This window comes from Blastocatellia bacterium (assembly GCA_025055075.1).
Lineage (GTDB): Bacteria > Acidobacteriota > Blastocatellia > HR10 > HR10 > HR10.
The window spans coordinates 1-15,812 of the sequence record JANWYV010000022.1 but is presented as its reverse complement, the minus strand read 5'-3'; the positions used below and the strand labels follow the sequence as shown (position 1 = coordinate 15,812).

Genomic DNA, 15,812 nt, shown 5'->3' with positions numbered 1-15,812 from the left:
GCCGCCTCCTCCCTAGTAGGGTGGTAATTCGGGAGCCGGAGGGATCGCCTCCTTCCCCCACGATTCCAGATAGGCCTTGGCGACCGTGATCGGGTTTCGGCTCCAGAGGTTGTAATGCTTGTCCACGTAGCCGTCGCGATGCACGTCCACGGTCCCCCATCCTGTCCCATCGGCTTCGTCGAAAGGATCCGGACGATTCATCGGCACGGTCAACTTCGGCAAGCCCTCTGGAGCGTAGGGCCACGGCCAGGCCGTCGCGAGCATCCCGTGGAAGTGGATGTTCTGGATCCGATTCGTCAGCAACTGATGCGTGTGCCCATGGATCACCGTCACCGACTTGAACGGAGCGAGCATCTTGTGAATCTCCTCCGCATCCTCGGTCCAGAAGTTCCACGGGCGATAGTACTTGTAGAGTGGCGAGTGCGAGAAGATGATGATGGGCGTGTCCTTGGAGACTTTTGCCAGATCGCGCCGCAACCACTCACGTCCTGCCTCGCCCACCTCGAACGGGCTCTGGAGGGGATTATCAAGCTGCGCGACCGTGAGCATGCGCTCCATGGGCGTCATCCCTCGCGCGGTCCAGAAGTCCTTCTCGTGCACGCTCATCAGGACGATGAAGTGCACGCCCTTATGATCGAAGGAGTAATTCTCGGGCCCGAACAACTCGCGCCATTTCTCGCCCATGTCGAGGAACCAATCGTGCTCGCCGACCATCATCTTCACCGGCACCTTCAGCTCGCTCAGGATCTGCTTCCCCAGCTCCAACTCTTTCGCCTGCCCGAGCTGCGCCAAATCGCCGCCGAAGATCACGAAATCCGGAGGCGGATTCAGGGCATTGACATCGCGCACGGCGCGCAAGGCCGCATTCACGAAGCGTTCGTTCAGCTCCCGCTCATACAGGTGCGTATCGGAGATGTAAGCGAAGCGGAAGAGTGGCTTCTCCTGCGGATCGGCCCGCACGACGTCCACGACTTGGAACGAATGGGGTGGGACAACGTGTTTCGCCGTGAAGACGGCCGCCGAGAGACTCGCGATTTTCAGGAAGTCCCGACGGTTGAGCCGCTTCACAGCCTCGAAGAATTCTTCACGCTGCCGACGATACTCCTGTTCGCGTTTCTTCCATTTCAAAGGCCACATAGCGGTCACCTCCTCGAAGACCGAGAACCACGCGCCAGGTTCGGCGTCGGATTCTCGGAAGTGGGTCCGGCGGCCAGCTTGATCTCCCCACGAGCGACCCGCCGCACCCAATCGCTCGTCAGACTTTTCAGGAACTCCTCTAGATCCGCCTTCTCTTGCTCGGTGAGATTGAGCTTCACGATCCCACCGTCGAGATTCGGATTGGGCTCGCCGCCCCTGTCGTAGAAATCAATCACTTCGCGGAGCGTCTTCAAACTCCCATCGTGCATGTAGGGGGCCGTTAGCTCGATGTCGCGCAAGGGGGAGGTCTTGAACGCCCCCAAGTCTTTCGGCTGACGGGTCACGAGAAAGCGCCCGAGCTCGGAGAATCCTTCGGTGAGCGCGAGCCGATCGAGCGCTTCCGCCGTCAGGCGATTCTCCTGGGCCATTTGCTGAATCTGCCGCACGAGCGGTTCGAAATTCTGCGTGGCTTTCATGCCGATGCCGATGTTGTGATACTTGAAATCGGTGAAGAAGGGCGAGGATGGATTGAACTCATGACAGGTGATGCAGCGAGCTTTCCCCTTGAATAACTCCCACCCACGGCGAGCGGCCTCGCTGATGGCGTTCGGATTGCCCGCTATGAAGCGATCAAAGGGCGAATCCCCCGAAAGGAGCGTGCGCTCGAAGGCAGCGATCGCCTTGGCGATGTTCTCGATGGTCACCGGATTGCGCCCGCCGAAGACTTCTTGGAAGCGCCGGACGTATTCCGGGATGCCACGGACCTTCGCCACGACGGCATCATGCGAGGGCATGGCCATCTCGACGGGATTGATGAGCGGTTGCAAGACTTGTTCTTCGAGCGTCTTCGCTCGTCCATCCCAGAATTGCTCCTCATTGAACATCGCGTTCAGCACCGTCGGCGCATTCCGCGCGCCCTTTTTGCCCCCAACTCCTTCGGAGACGGGCTTCCCATCAGTGAACGCGAAGCGCGGGTCGTGACAGGTCGCGCAGCTGACGGTATTGTCTACGGAAAGCCGCTTATCGAAATAGAGATCGCGACCGAGGGCGACCTTGGCTTCGGTCATTGGATTATCGGCTGGAATCATCATCTCCCAGAGATCGGCAGGGATCCCCAAGGGGATCTGGATCTGAAACTTCTGGGGGCTAGGAGCACTCGTGCGTGTTCCCCCCATCCCAATGCCGAACCCGACGAGGATGAGTCCCAGGACGAGCAGCTTCGTGCATCTCATCCTTCTTCCCTCCATACGGTTTCCCTCCTTATGGCCTCGATCCTCTCTCGAAAATCTTCCATAGGGGAATACACACCGGTAGCGGGAATTTATTCCCACCGTGCGAAGCGATCCTCCCCGGGTCCCCCGTGCGCTCACGGAGCGCGTGAGATGTCCATAGCGTCCGAGCGCGCGGCTGCGCTACAATGAAAGGCGCCATGAACGGGGTGGCGGTCACACGCGGGCTCGCGCACCAGGTTTTGACCATCGTGTTGGGATTTGGACAAGGAGCGCGCCTTTTCCCTCTGACGGCGGAGCGGGCGAAAGCCGCATTGCCCTTCATCGGACAGTATCGGCTCATTGATCTAGCCCTCAGCCAATGTTTGAATGCCGGGCTGCGGCGCATTTACGTCCTCACGCAATTCAACTCGCTTTCGCTCAATCGGCACGTGATGCAGACGTATCGGTTCGGGCGGCTCTCCGAATCGGTGGAATTCGTCGAGGTCATCGCGGCTGAGCAAACCTTGGAGAGCCAACAATGGTATCGCAGTCCCACTGATGCCATCCGCCGCGCCTGGCGACATTTCGAGCCGTGGCCGGCGCGACATATCCTAATCCTTCCTGGAGACTGCGTTGGCTGGATCGCCTTGCAAGACGTCATCGCCTTCCACGTAGAGACAGAGGCGGATCTCACGCTGGTCGTCGTCGCAGCCGATGAAACGGTAGCACGCACGCGGGGAGTCGTGAGGGTCGCAGGCGCGCGCGTGGATTCTCCTCGGCCATCGGACTGGCGTGTCCTTCGGTATCAGGAAGAGCCGCGCCAGGATACTTTGCGAGAATTTCGCATGGCGGATGGGAACGCGCCGTACTTGATCGCTACGGGAATTTACCTTTTTCGGCGAGAGGCACTCGCGTCGCTTTTGGAACAGGCTTTGGGACCCTTCGACTTCGGATTGGAGCTGCTTCCACTGGCTGTCGCTCAATCTCGAGTCTACGCCTATTGGCATCGTGGGTATTGGGAAGAGATGAGCACCATCAGCGCCTACTACGATGCGCATATGCGGATGCTCGACGCAGAGCCGCCGCTCTCTTTCTACGATCCGAACGCGCCGCTTTGCACGCGCCCGCGCTATCTTCCCCCGGCCAAGATCCGCGAGAGCGAGATCGTGAACTCCATGATCGCCAACGGCTCTTTAGTGACGGGCGCGCGGATAGAGCGCTCAATGCTCGGGCTCCGCAGCCGCGTGGAGAAAGGTGCTCATTTGGACGGCGTGATCGCTTTCGGCGCGGAATACTTCCCCTCGCCAGAAGAGCAGGAGCGGGATCGTGCCCTTGGTCTCCCGCCGATCGGCATTGGAGAAGGCGCTGTCATTCGCCGCGCGATCCTCGATCGGAACGTGCGTATCGGTGCTGGCGCGCGCATCGTGAACGAAGCTGGACTTCAACACGCCGACGGGCCGAATTACTACATTCGGGAAGGCATTGTGATCGTCCCCAAAAATAGCGTCATCCCAGAGGGGCAGGTGATTTGACGGAGGATACGGCGATCATGAGACGGCTGCAGGAGGGCGAATATATGAAGCGCACGCGCGTGTTGATCATGGGAGCGGCCGGTCGAGACTTCCACAACTTCAACGTCGTCTTTCGCGACAATCCGCAGTATGAAGTGATCGCGTTCACGGCGACGCAGATCCCCAACATCGAGGGACGGCGCTATCCGCCGGAGCTAGCTGGTGCGCTGTATCCCGAAGGCCTCCCCATCTACCCGGAAGAGGAGCTGGAACGATTGATCGAAGAGTACGAGATTGATCAGGTCGTCTTCTCCTACAGCGATGTCTCGCACGAGCACGTCATGCATGAGGCGGCGCGGGCGCTGGCGCGAGGCGCTGATTTCCGGCTGCTCGGGGCGCGGGCGACGATGCTGCGAGCGCAGCGGCCCGTCATCTCCGTCTGCGCCGTGCGCACGGGTTGCGGCAAGAGCCCGGCGAGTCGCAAAATTGCCCGGCTGCTCCGCGAGATGGGTCGCCGCGTCGTCGTCGTGCGTCATCCCATGCCCTATGGCGATCTCTCCCAGCAGATCGTGCAACGATTCGAGACGGTCGAGGATCTCCGCCGCTACAACTGCACCATCGAAGAGATGGAGGAGTACGAACCGCATTTGCGCAATGGCGTCATCGTCTATGCGGGCGTGGATTACGAACGCATCTTGCGCCAAGCGGAGGCGGAGGCCGACGTCCTGGTCTGGGACGGAGGGAATAACGATCTCCCCTTCTTCGTCCCCGATTTGGAGATCGTGCTCGTGGACCCACATCGGCCCGGACACGAGCGGGCGTACTTTCCGGGCGAAGTGAACTTCCTGCGGGCCGATGTCCTCATCATCAGCAAGGTCAATACGGCGCGCCCCGAAGATGTGGAGGCCGTTCGGCAGAACATTCGCGCGTTCAATCCGAAGGCGCTCGTCATCGAGGCGAATTTGCCGATCGTCGTGGACGCGCCCGAGGCGATTCGCCATCGGCGTGTGCTCGTCGTCGAGGACGGACCGACGCTGACGCACGGTGAGATGAGCTATGGCGCGGGCGTGCTCGCCGCTCGACAGTACGGCGCGCGCGAGCTGATTGACCCGCGTCCCTACGCCGTCGGCAGCATCCGCGAGACCTTCGCCGAATATCCGCACATCGGGCCGTTGCTCCCGGCGATGGGCTACGGCGCGGAGCAAATGCGCGAGCTGGAGGAGACGATCAATCGCACGCCCTGCGATGTCGTGCTCGTGGCGACGCCGGTGGATTTGCGTCGCGTCCTGCAGATTCGACATCCGACCTGTCGCGTCGCGTATGAGCTGGAAGAAGTCGGCCCACCGACGCTCGGCGATGTCCTTCGAGACTTCCTCGCGAGGATGAACGCTTGATGAGCGAACGACTCGTCATCGCCCTTGGCGGCAACGCTTTGATCAAACCGGGGCAAGCCGGGACGATCCCCGAGCAGCTCGCCAATTTGGAAGAATCGCTCGGCGGCGTGGTGGAATTGATCCGCGAAGGACATCGGATCGCGCTCACGCACGGCAACGGCCCACAGGTCGGCAATATCGTCATTCGCGTCGAAGAAGCGCGCGGGAAAGCTTACGATCTGCCGCTCGACGTCTGCGTCGCAGAGTCGCAAGGCGAGATGGGGTATCTCATTCAACGCACCTTACAGAACCTGCTCCATCGGAGGGGCATCGCTCGTTCGGTGGTGACCGTTCTCACGCAGGTCGTCGTAGATCGCCATGATCCACGCCTGCATTCGCCGACCAAACCCATCGGCCCGTTCTACACGGCAGCGCAAGCCGACGAGTTGCGACGCAAGGGATACACGCTCATGGAAGACGCGCATCGAGGCTATCGGCGCGTCGTCCCGTCGCCGCTGCCGCTTCGCCTGGTCGAGCAGGAGGTGATCCTTCAGCTTTTCGAGAGCGGCGTGATCGTCATCGTCGCTGGCGGCGGAGGCATTCCCGTCGCGCTCGCTGAGGATGGGACGCTCGTGGGCATCGAAGCCGTTGTGGATAAGGACCTGGCGTCGAGTCTTCTGGCGACGGCTCTGAAAGCTGACCGGTTGCTCGATCTCACGGCCGTCGAGAAGGTGAAACTCTACTTCGGCACGCCTCAGGAGCAGGACATCGAGCGGATGACGCTTGACGAAGCGCGACGGTACCTGGCCGAAGGGCATTTCGCTCCCGGAAGCATGGGGCCGAAGATCGAAGCCGCCATCGCGTTTCTCGAGCGCGGTGGGCGCGAGGTCATCATCACGCGACCGGATGTCGTGCTCGCGGCTTTTCGCGGTCACACGGGCACACACATTTATCCCGATTGAGAGGAGGCCAGCGATGAAGCATCTCCTTTCCCTCGCCGATTGGCCACGCGAATGGATCGAGGAGACAATTGAACATGCCGTGCAAATCAAACGCGATCCCGCTCGCGTTGCGCGCGCGCTTGAAGGGCGCGTGTTGCTCATGCTCTTCGAGAAGCCGTCGTTGCGCACGCGGCTGTCGTTCGAGGTCGCCATGCTGCAAATGGGCGGGCACGCGATCTACTACGACCTCGGCGCGTCGCCGCTGGGGAAAGGGAAAGAGAGCATCGCCGATACGGCGCGCACGGCCTCGCGTTACGTGGACGCGATCATGGCGCGACTCTTCCGGCAAGCGGATCTGGAAGAGCTGGCCGCGCACGCGAGCGTGCCCGTCATCAACGGTCTGACCGATCACGAGCATCCCTGCCAGGTGCTTGGCGATTTGATGACCATCCGGGAGAAGAAAGGCCGACTTCAGGGCGTGAAGCTCGCCTATGTGGGCGATGGGCACAATAACGTGACGCATTCGTTGCTTCTCGGTGGCGCGGCTGTGGGAATGCACGTGAGCGTGGGTTGCCCCGAGGGTCAAGAGTACGAGCCGGATGCGACCGTTCTCCAACGGGCTCGGGCGATGGCCCGCGAGACAGGAGCTGCGATTGAGATCGTGCACAATGCATCTGCAGCGGTCGCCTCGGCCGACATCGTCTACACGGACACGTGGATGAGCTACCACATTCCGCCCGAACAGCGCGCCGAACGCGAGCGACGTCTCCGATCTTTTCAAGTGACGACGGACCTCATGCGGCAGGCTCGCCCCGACGCGCTCTTCATGCATTGCCTTCCGGCCGAGCGCGGGGCCGAGATGACCGACGAGGTCATTGACGGACCGCAGAGCATCGTCTTCGATCAAGCGGAGAACCGCCTCCACATTCAAAAGGCCATCTTGCTCCGCTTGCTCGGATGATGGCGGTCAGGAGCGCGAGGCGGCTTCACGCGGAATAGACCTTGTGCCTCCCTCATCGTTGGTGCTCGCTCATAACGTGGATGCGGATTCGGACCTTCAATCAGGTATCTCCTCACGCTCTTCGTGAGCGAGCCGTTCAAACGAAGGACAAACCGTCGTCCCCTTTGGAGGCGCGCCGAAAATTCAGACCTTATGATGCGCGCACTTTGAGCCCGCGATTCCTTCGACGAATTCGCACGCGATCAGCGTCGCGGGGGCGTCAGGACTCGGCCCGCCAGTTTCCCCGTGAGCTTCCCCCCATCAACCGCGAATTCGCCATTGACCAGCACGTAGAGGATCCCTTCGGCGTACTGATGCGGATTCGTGTACGTCGCGCGGTCGGCGATCTTCTCGGGATCGAAGATGGTGATGTCCGCCCAATAGCCTTCGCGCAAGAGGCCACGGTCGCGCAGGCCGATGATTTGTGCCGGCAGCGATGTCATTGAGCGAATGGCGAAGGGTAAGGAGATGACGCCGCGCTCGAAGACGTAGCGCCGAATCTTACGAGGGAAAGCGCCGTAGTAGCGTGGATGTGGGATTCCCTCGCCGAAAGCCACAGTGCCGGCATCGCTGCAGGTCGCCGTGAACTCCTGCCGCATGATGTGCTCGATGTCCAGCTCTGAGAGCGAGAAGCCTCGCATGCGCGCTCCCCCGGGACGATCCAATCCGTTCAGTTGGAGCCACAGCGCCGTGTCCACTGGATCCTCGCCGCGCCGACGCGCGACCTCGCCGAGCGATTTCCCAATCAGCTCCGGATCCGGGAACTCGTAGATGATGATGCGCTCCGGCCCGCCGCGCCGATCGATCTCATGGACGATGTCCCGACGGATCTTCTCCCGCTGCTTCGGATCGTTCAATCGCCGTCGCAGATTTTCTTTCATCCGCGCGAACGGTTCGGCTCGTCCGCGCACGAGTTGTCCCAATTGCCCACCGACTTCGACGCCCTCTTCAGCGAGGGCCCACAAGGGGATGAGCACCGTTTGCCCATCTGTCCCCGTCGTATCGTAGGGGTATTGATCGGCGTAGACCGGCAGGCCTCGCTCCCGTGCTTCGGCGATCAACCGCACGGCGGCATAGCTGCTCCCCCAATACGAAGCTCCCTTCGCCTTCAAGTGCGAGGCGACGGCGACGACGCCCGTCTTCGCGCTGATTTCGATCGTCTCCTGCACCGCTTGCAGCAGATCCACCGACGGCGTCTCATCGGAAGCATTCTTCCACAAGGGATCGCGCCCTTCGCTCCGCTGATGAGCGATGTAGAATCCGCCATAAGCCGCGACGACCTTCGCCAACTCGATCAACTCTTCGGTCGTGCTCCAGCGACCGGGCACATACTCCAACCCAGCGCTCAGACCGAAAGCGCCTTCCTCCAGTCCTTGCTTGAGGAGCGCCTTCATCCGCTCGATCTCTTCGCGCGTCGCCGGCCGCCGAATGTCCTCTCCCATGACGCGGCTGCGCAAGGTTCCATGCCCGACCAGGAGCACGACATTCGTTCCGATCCCCTGTCGCTCATAGAGAGCCTTCTGTTCAGCGATCGGCCATGGCGAGCGCCCATCCTGATTGACGACGACCGTCGTCACCCCCTGCATGAGCATGTTCGGGTTCACATTGGTGCGCGGTGAGCCCAACCCTTCGTCCGCATGCGAATGGAGGTCAATGAACCCCGGAACGACGTAGAGTCCGCGCGCATCGATGATGCGCGTGGCCGTCGCCCCCTCCAGTCGCCCGATGGCCACAATCCGCCCATCTTTGATGGCCACGTCAGCCGAAAACCACGGATTCCCCGTCCCATCCACGATGCGTCCTCCGCGAATGAGCACATCATACAAGGGCGTTTGCCCGCGAACCGGCCAGACCGATAGCGAAGCAAGAAGCATCACTAGGGCAGCGATCGGCTTCATCATCCCCCTCCTCATTGAGCGATCACGCGCAGCGGGAAAATAGCAAAGACCCGTCCCTCCTGTCTAGGGACATCCCTTCCCGACCGCTAGCTACCGAGCGTCTCGCCGAGAGCTGGTGAAGCGAACTTTCCCGCGAGAGACGGCATGGCGCGCTTGACTCATTCAATTGAGCGCTCACAATTGGGAATTCGGAGGAGGGAGCTATGGCGAATACGGAATTGCCAGATGTCTTGCGAGAGTTCGCGGCGAAATATCCGCAAGTCTGGGAGGCATACAACCGACTGGGGGAGGCGACCACGCAAGCTGGCCCCCTCGATGAGCGAACGCAGCGCTTGGTGAAGCTGGCTATCGCGATTGGCGCCGGTCGCGAGGGCGCGGTTCACTCGCACGCGCGCCGCGCTTTGAAGGCCGGGATCACTCCGGAAGAGCTGATTCACGTCGGCTTGCTCGCCATCACAACGATTGGCTGGTCCGGCGCCTTCGCCGCGATCACCTGGATCATGGACGTGCTGCCGAAGGAACAGGCGTAGGGGCGCTGCTCGTTGCGCCCCCACGCCCGATCAGGGCCGATTCCGATAGCGCTCGTAGAGCTGCGTGTGCCTGGTCTCCAGCGACACGAGCCGACCGTTGATGAAGAGATAGCGCACCTGCGAGCGAATTTCGAGCGGATCGCCGTCCCAGACGACGAGGTTGGCCATTTTGCCCACCTCGATGCTCCCCAGCCGATCGGCGACTCCGAAGATCTCAGCCGGAGAGATCGTCAACGCGCGCAACGCCTCATCGCGAGGCAAGCCGAAGGCTACGGCCATCGCCGCATGATAGGGGAGATTCCTCACGTTCGAGGCGTCGTTGGTCAGGAAAGCGAACTTCACTCCCGCCTCATACAATTGCTTAGCGGCCGTGAATGTGCTGTCATAGGGATCGTCCTCGTTCCGCGGAAGGCTCAGCACAGGACCGAGCAGCACGGGGATGTTCTTCTCCTTGAGAAGTCGCGCGACTTTCGGAGCCTCGAGCCCACCACTGATGATGATCTTGACCTTCTGCTCCTCGGCGAACTCGACGGCGGCCTTGATGTCCCGATCATCGTTGGCGGCGACGATCAGCGGCAGTGTCCCCTCGACCACCGGCACCAGGGCCTCGAGGACGGGATTGATCAGGAAGGGCTGCCGATCCCGAGCATTCGCGGCATTCCCTTCAGGCACGCCAGCTTCGGCGGCGCGCTTCGCCTTCGCATAGGCGCGCGCGTCATCCAGAAGCCGTCGCACGCGCTGCAATCGCTCCTCGCGTTGCCGTCGAGCTTCCTCGAAGCTGCGCTCGCGCGGCTGGAACGTCTCCGGATCGAAGAAGCGGCCCGCGGCGATCGTGGGGAAGTTGAAGTAGATGCCAATGGGAGCCTTGACGAGCATCTCCTCCCACGTCCAGCCATCCAGGTTGATGAGCGCGGCCTGCCCCGAGAGAATGCCTCCCCGCGGAGTCGTGAGCACCGTCGTGATGCCATTGACGCGCGCTACTGGAATAAGCTCGCTCGCCGGATTGACGGCCACGATCGCCTTCAGCTGCGGATTGAAATCCCCGATCTCGTTGACGTCCACGGTCGCCGGGACCTGACCGATCTCGGTCAATCCGATGGTCGTCCCCGAATCAATGAAGCCGGGATAGACCCACATCCCTTGCGCATTGATGACGCGCGCGCCCGCCGGAATGGAGACGTTCCGACCGACGGCGGCGATCTTCCCGTCCCGAATCACAACGGTGCCGCGTTCGATCACCGGCCCAGTGATCGGCACGATGCGCGCGTTCGTGATGGCATAGATCTCTCCGCGCTGCGCCCGCGCGCTCGAAAGTGAGAGCACGGGCCAAAGCCCAAAAGCCACGATGAGCACAAACGCTCTCTTCCTCATGGCCGCACCTCCTTGCCCGGTCCGGGCGGTAGCGGATGCTCCGCGTTTCCTTCAGTGCCCTCATCGGGCGGACGATTGCGCGGCCCCGGACGACGTTCCGCGCCACGCTCGCGAGCCCGGAGCGCTTCCTTCTCCTTCTGGATCTCCGCGCGTCGAGCCAAATCGGCCTCGCGATCGAAGTAGAGCTGACCGTCAATGAACACCTTCTCGACGATCGAATAGACGCTGAGCGGATGTCCGCTGTAGATCACCAGATCTGCATCTTTGCCGACTTCGATCGAGCCGACGCGATGATCAATGCGCAGTTGCTTGGCCGGATTGATCGTGATGAGCGCCAAGGCCTCGTCCTCGCTCAGGCCGCCATATTTCATGGCCTTGGCCGCTTCCAAGTTCAAGCGGCGGGCCAATTCGGCGCTGTCGGAATTGAAGGAGACGAGGACGCCCTTGCGGGCCATGAGCGCCCCATTGTACGGGATGGCGTCATAGGCTTCGACCTTGTACGCCCACCAGTCGGAGAATGTCGAGGCGCCCGCGCCGTGAGCGGCAAGCTCTCGGGCGACCTTGTATCCTTCCAGCACGTGTTGGAACGTGGCGATCTTGAAGCCGAACTCCTCGGCCAGGCGAATGAGCATGAGGATCTCATCGGCGCGATAGGCGTGCGCATGCACCAAGCGCTTTCCCTGCAGGATCTCGACGAGCGGCTCCAACTTCAAATCCCGACGCGGGGGAACGACGTTCTCGCCAGCTCGCTTGCGGCGTTCGTACTCTTCCCACTGGAGCATGTAGTTCCGCGCTTGCGTGAACGCCTCGCGGATCGTGTACTCGACCCCCAGGCGCGTGGCCGGATAGCGGCGCGGCGTTCCCGGCGGCGGCGTGAAATTCGAGCGCTTCGGATTCTCCCCGAGCGCGAACTTGATGCCCGGCATCGCCCCTTCAAACAGCATCTCCGACGCCGTCTTCCCCCAGCGAAGCTTGATCACCGCGTTCAACCCGCCGATGGCGTTCGCGCTCCCGTGCAGGATATTGGCCGTCGTCACCCCTCCGGCCAAGTCGCGATAGATGTTGATATCGGTCGGATCGAGCACATCCTCGATGCGCACCATCGAGGTGACCGAGAGGGTGCCCTCGTTCACCCCTCCATCTATGGCGATGTGCGAATGGCAATCAATGATGCCGGGCATGATGTATTTGCCCGTAGCATCAATGACCTTCGCTCCCGGCGGCGCGTCAATGTTTCGGCCAACGGCCGCGATCTTCCCTCCGCGAATGAGGATCGAACCGTTCTCGATCCGTCCGCGCGTCACGGTCAAGATCGTCCCCCCGCGGATGAGCGTCACCTCCTCGCGCGCGCCGCTTGAAGGAGCCTGGGCGGAAACCGATCCGCCGAGCGAAGCTCCGAGCAGACACGCGCTCACAGCAAGACCCCACATTCGTGCGGCGAATGCTCGTGCGTCTCTCATGGCTGCTGACCTCCTGATGAGAGTCTCGGCCGTGTCCCCGAGAAGGGGAATGATCCCATGCCTTCGACCGTCACCGTTCCACTCATGCGATCGCCTTCGACGCGACCGGCGAACGTGACCAGCATGGGTGTTCCTTGGATCTCCACCGAGAGCGTGAAGCGCACTTCATTTCCGGAGACCGACCCGCTGGAGATCGTGGATTGTCCGAACGGGCTGGTCACCGCGCCAGAGATCGTCTCTCCCTCATGCCGGAGGTCCGCCGTGATGGCGACCGCTCCCTGTGGCGATTCGACCGTGAGATTCCACGTCCCCGTCACCGTGACAGGCGGCGAGGGCGGTGCCGAAGGCCGTTCGGGCTCCGGCGTCCTCAGCTCAATCTGACGTCCGTCAATGAACAGATACCGGATCCGCGTGCGCTCCTCGAAGAGGTTCCCGTCGGTGACGATGAGATTGGCGATCTTGCCGACTTCGATGCTCCCTAATTGTTCGCCCACTCCCAAAATCTCCGCCGCATGAATGGTCAGAGCGCGAAGCGCGACCTCCTCAGGAAGCCCCGCTTGAACAGCCCGTGCGACGTTCCGAATGTAGTCTCTGGGATTCGACAGACCTCCCGAATGGAACGCGAACTTCAACCCGGCCCGATGCAATCGCGCAGCGTTCTGAGGCGCTTCCGCCCGCAATCGAAGAACGCGCAACGGTTCATCCGCTTCCGGATCGGCATCGCGCGGTCGCTCGGGGAAATTCACGCTCACCAGAAGCGGCACGCGCTTCTCGCGGAGCACATCCACAGCCTTGTAGGCCTCGATCGCCCCGCTCAGGATGAACTTCAGATTGAACTCTTCCGCCAGACGAATGGCCCGCCGAATCTCCGACTCCGAATTGACGTGGAAGACGACAGGCAGCTCACCGCGCACAACCGGTTGTAAGGCTTCCAACACCTCGTTGTATTCGGGTCGTTCTAATCCACGAGGATTTCGCCGATAGGCCTCCCAGTGCTGCCCATAATGCTGCGCATCGAGCAATGTCTGGCGAATGTGCGCGAACACGCCCATGAGGGAGCCGGGGAATCGCCCCCCTAATCCGCCTCCCATTGGCGTGAACCCAATGTGCAGGGCGACGGGCGATTTCACAACGGCGCGTTGCGGCGTCTCGCCCGCCATGTTGATCAATGCGCTCTGGCCAATGAAGATTCCCCTCGGCGGGATAACGAGCGCGGTCGTGATGCCCGCGCTGCGCACGCTCTCAAAGCGCTGCCCACCCAGTTGAAGGTGTCGCGCAGCCGACCACTCCGGTTGCGTGTGAGGGATCGCCGGTTGCTGAGCTTGCGCTTGAGCCTGAGCCGGTTGGGTCGGCGCCGCTCCTGGCCGCGCTCCAGGCGCTTGAGATGCCGAGGGCAGGCCGAGATCCGTCTGCGTGTCAAACAAGCCAGGATACACGGTCAAGCCACTGCCTTCGATCACGCGCGCTTCAGGCGGGATCGGAACATTCTCGCCGACCGCCGTGATGATCCCATCGCGAAAGACGACTGTGCCCTTAGAGATCACCGGGCCCGTCACCGTGACGATGCGCGCGTCCTTGATGGCGTAGACTGAAGGCGTTTGACCGAAGCTGCTCTTCCCTACGCTGCCAAGCAGAAGCGCGATCCCCAGGATACTACTGATGCGCTCCTGCCACGAACGAAACCGCTTCCTCCGTTGGTTGGTGCCCCACCTCATAGCTCCTCCTTCGAAGCAGTCTGCCCAGATCATGCGCCCGAAATTTATCAAGAAGACGCTCCCGTTGGCAATACCAACGGCGCACGAGCCCTCATTCGCAGGGAATCGCCGATCGAAGCGGAGTGCGAGATCCCTCCTGCGGAGGAGGTACGGGCCCTCCAAAGCAGAGAACTGGCAGGACAGCTCCATGAGGCCATGAAAGAGCATTTCCCCACGCTCCTCGTCGCGTCACATGTGAGTGATGGCCGGAGCTATTCTGAAGAACCGCGATCTTGTCCTCCTCGCGCGGTTCCTCTTGACTTCGAGCAAGGAAAGAGATAGAGTACGGGCCGGTCGTTTGATCCGCCAGCATGGCGGGGGACAAGACGAGCGGAGAAAGGATGATGGCACGAGCATCGAAACGTTTCGCCCTGGTCCTAAGCGTCCTTCTCGGGTTGGTCCTCGCCTCGGGCTTCGGCGCTTGGAGTGCGACGCTCACGTCCCGAATGCCGCAAGTGAACCCGCTGGAAGAGACGCTTGACGATCGTCTGGTTCGCCTCGCCGAACAGATACCAGGGTTCGGTGGGCTATTCCTCGACGAGAATGGACAGATCGCCGTGTATTTGGTCAAGGGCGAGCTCACGACGCTCTCAGTTCGAGAGATCGGTGCGGCGATCGCCCGCGTGCTCGATTGGGAGGAGCCCCGACTTCACGCCGGAGCTATGCGCATTCTGCCTGGCCAGTACGACTTTCGACAACTCAAGGAGTGGCATGATCAACTCTCCCCAAAAATCTTCGAGCTCGAAGGGGTGACGTTGACCGACATTGATGAAGCGCGGAATCGGGTGCGGATCGGCGTAGAGGACGAAGCGGCGGCCGACGCAGTCATCGAGACGCTCATATCCCTTGGCATTCCCCGCGAGGCCATCCTCGTGGAAGAAGTCGCCCCCATTCTCCCCATGACGACGCTGCGGGATAAGGTACGGCCTTTGGTCGGAGGACTGCAGATCAATTTCCCGGGGTATCTCTGCACCTTGGGATTCAACGCCGTGCGCTCGGGCGTCGCAGGATTTGTCACGAACTCGCATTGCACGAGCGTGCAAGGTGGTGTGGAAAACACTCCGTATTGGCAACCGCTTGAGGCGACGGACACGTTCATCGGCACAGAGATCGCTGATCCACTGTACACCCGGCGGCTGAGCTGCCCAAGCGGACGACTCTGCCGCTACAGCGATAGCGCCTTCGCTCAATTCGCCGTTGGCGTCACGGCCAGTCTCGGCTATTTGGCTCGAACCGAGAGTTTGGACTCGCTCACGATCACGGGCAGCTTTCAAATTACAGCGGAAGCTACGCGACGCATCTCCGGAGAAGTCCTCAATAAGGTCGGGCGCACGACGGGATGGTCCCAAGGTCCGATCACACAGACGTGCGTGAACGTAAGCGTCACCGGTACGCGGATCGTGTTGCTTTGCCAAGACTTCGTCCAGGCGACGGTGGCCCCAGGGGATAGCGGCTCCCCCGTCTTCAAAATCACGAACAACGGGAGCGTCACGCTCTACGGGTTGCTCTGGGGAGGCAATTCCTCCGGCACGAGCTTCGTCTACAGCCCGATTGGGAATATCCAACGCAGCGATGAACTCGGCCCATTGACGACGTGCGCCAACGGAAGTTGCTGAACGAGACCTT

12 protein-coding genes are annotated in these 15,812 nt (G+C 61.6%); 6 read left to right on the top strand and 6 right to left on the bottom strand.

What is annotated here, in order from left to right; translation table 11 throughout:
• Positions 1–12: 12 nt before the first annotated feature.
• Entirely contained in the window at positions 13–1,137 is a 1,125-nt protein-coding gene (locus NZ746_05950) for a metallophosphoesterase (GenBank protein MCS6816907.1), read from the bottom strand.
• A gap of 5 nt (positions 1,138–1,142) precedes the next feature.
• Entirely contained in the window at positions 1,143–2,369 is a 1,227-nt protein-coding gene (locus NZ746_05945; GenBank protein ID MCS6816906.1) for a cytochrome-c peroxidase, read from the bottom strand.
• A 197-nt stretch (positions 2,370–2,566) separates the two neighbouring features.
• Here NZ746_05945 and NZ746_05940 point away from each other — a divergent pair, with 197 nt between their 5' ends.
• From NZ746_05940 to argF, 4 genes are read left to right on the top strand one after another with little or no spacing between them, the layout of a single operon-like run.
• A complete protein-coding gene (locus NZ746_05940) occupies positions 2,567–3,880 on the top strand; it encodes a sugar phosphate nucleotidyltransferase (GenBank protein ID MCS6816905.1) in 1,314 nt (437 codons plus the stop codon).
• A 44-nt stretch (positions 3,881–3,924) separates the two neighbouring features.
• Positions 3,925–5,253 (top strand): cyclic 2,3-diphosphoglycerate synthase, encoded by a 1,329-nt coding sequence (locus NZ746_05935; GenBank protein MCS6816904.1) that lies wholly within the window; start codon positions 3,925–3,927, stop codon positions 5,251–5,253.
• Positions 5,253–6,194, top strand: coding sequence for a carbamate kinase (gene arcC / locus NZ746_05930; GenBank protein ID MCS6816903.1), 942 nt, complete (start codon positions 5,253–5,255; stop codon positions 6,192–6,194). The genes NZ746_05935 and arcC overlap by 1 nt, the downstream gene beginning before the upstream one ends.
• 13 nt (positions 6,195–6,207) lie before the next feature.
• Positions 6,208–7,134, top strand: coding sequence for an ornithine carbamoyltransferase (gene argF, locus NZ746_05925; protein MCS6816902.1), 927 nt, complete (start codon positions 6,208–6,210; stop codon positions 7,132–7,134).
• A 242-nt stretch (positions 7,135–7,376) separates the two neighbouring features.
• Here argF and NZ746_05920 read toward each other — a convergent pair whose 3' ends face one another.
• Positions 7,377–9,074, bottom strand: a complete 1,698-nt coding sequence (locus tag NZ746_05920; protein MCS6816901.1) for a D-aminoacylase — start codon at positions 9,072–9,074, stop codon at positions 7,377–7,379.
• A gap of 200 nt (positions 9,075–9,274) precedes the next feature.
• Here NZ746_05920 and NZ746_05915 point away from each other — a divergent pair, with 200 nt between their 5' ends.
• Complete coding sequence (locus NZ746_05915) at positions 9,275–9,601, top strand: carboxymuconolactone decarboxylase family protein (protein MCS6816900.1); 327 nt, start codon at positions 9,275–9,277, stop codon at positions 9,599–9,601.
• A gap of 30 nt (positions 9,602–9,631) precedes the next feature.
• Here NZ746_05915 and NZ746_05910 read toward each other — a convergent pair whose 3' ends face one another.
• From NZ746_05910 to NZ746_05900, 3 genes are read right to left on the bottom strand one after another with little or no spacing between them, the layout of a single operon-like run.
• Positions 9,632–10,972 (bottom strand): amidohydrolase family protein, encoded by a 1,341-nt coding sequence (locus NZ746_05910; GenBank protein ID MCS6816899.1) that lies wholly within the window; start codon positions 10,970–10,972, stop codon positions 9,632–9,634.
• Positions 10,969–12,432, bottom strand: coding sequence for an amidohydrolase (locus NZ746_05905; GenBank protein MCS6816898.1), 1,464 nt, complete (start codon positions 12,430–12,432; stop codon positions 10,969–10,971). Before NZ746_05905 ends, NZ746_05910 begins: the two co-directional genes overlap by 4 nt.
• Entirely contained in the window at positions 12,429–14,147 is a 1,719-nt protein-coding gene (locus NZ746_05900) for an amidohydrolase family protein (protein MCS6816897.1), read from the bottom strand. The genes NZ746_05905 and NZ746_05900 overlap by 4 nt, the downstream gene beginning before the upstream one ends.
• 383 nt (positions 14,148–14,530) lie before the next feature.
• Here NZ746_05900 and NZ746_05895 point away from each other — a divergent pair, with 383 nt between their 5' ends.
• On the top strand, positions 14,531–15,802 hold the full coding sequence (locus tag NZ746_05895; GenBank protein MCS6816896.1) for a S1 family peptidase: 1,272 nt from the start codon (positions 14,531–14,533) through the stop codon (positions 15,800–15,802).
• Positions 15,803–15,812: the final 10 nt, after the last annotated feature.

Bases quoted from the DNA above. Each gene is read 5' to 3' on its own strand.
- NZ746_05905 (MCS6816898.1), bottom strand. From the start codon at position 12,432: ATGAGAGACGCACGAGCATTCGCCGCACGAATGTGGGGTCTTGCTGTG.
- NZ746_05910 (MCS6816899.1), bottom strand. From the start codon at position 10,972: ATGAGGAAGAGAGCGTTTGTGCTCATCGTGGCTTTTGGGCTTTGGCCC.
- NZ746_05940 (MCS6816905.1), top strand. From the start codon at position 2,567: ATGAACGGGGTGGCGGTCACACGCGGGCTCGCGCACCAGGTTTTGACC.
- NZ746_05895 (MCS6816896.1), top strand. From the start codon at position 14,531: ATGGCACGAGCATCGAAACGTTTCGCCCTGGTCCTAAGCGTCCTTCTC.
- NZ746_05935 (MCS6816904.1), top strand. From the start codon at position 3,925: ATGAAGCGCACGCGCGTGTTGATCATGGGAGCGGCCGGTCGAGACTTC.
- argF (MCS6816902.1), top strand. From the start codon at position 6,208: ATGAAGCATCTCCTTTCCCTCGCCGATTGGCCACGCGAATGGATCGAG.
- NZ746_05950 (MCS6816907.1), bottom strand. From the start codon at position 1,137: ATGTGGCCTTTGAAATGGAAGAAACGCGAACAGGAGTATCGTCGGCAG.
- arcC (MCS6816903.1), top strand. From the start codon at position 5,253: ATGAGCGAACGACTCGTCATCGCCCTTGGCGGCAACGCTTTGATCAAA.
- NZ746_05945 (MCS6816906.1), bottom strand. From the start codon at position 2,369: ATGAGATGCACGAAGCTGCTCGTCCTGGGACTCATCCTCGTCGGGTTC.
- NZ746_05920 (MCS6816901.1), bottom strand. From the start codon at position 9,074: ATGATGAAGCCGATCGCTGCCCTAGTGATGCTTCTTGCTTCGCTATCG.
- NZ746_05900 (MCS6816897.1), bottom strand. From the start codon at position 14,147: ATGAGGTGGGGCACCAACCAACGGAGGAAGCGGTTTCGTTCGTGGCAG.
- NZ746_05915 (MCS6816900.1), top strand. From the start codon at position 9,275: ATGGCGAATACGGAATTGCCAGATGTCTTGCGAGAGTTCGCGGCGAAA.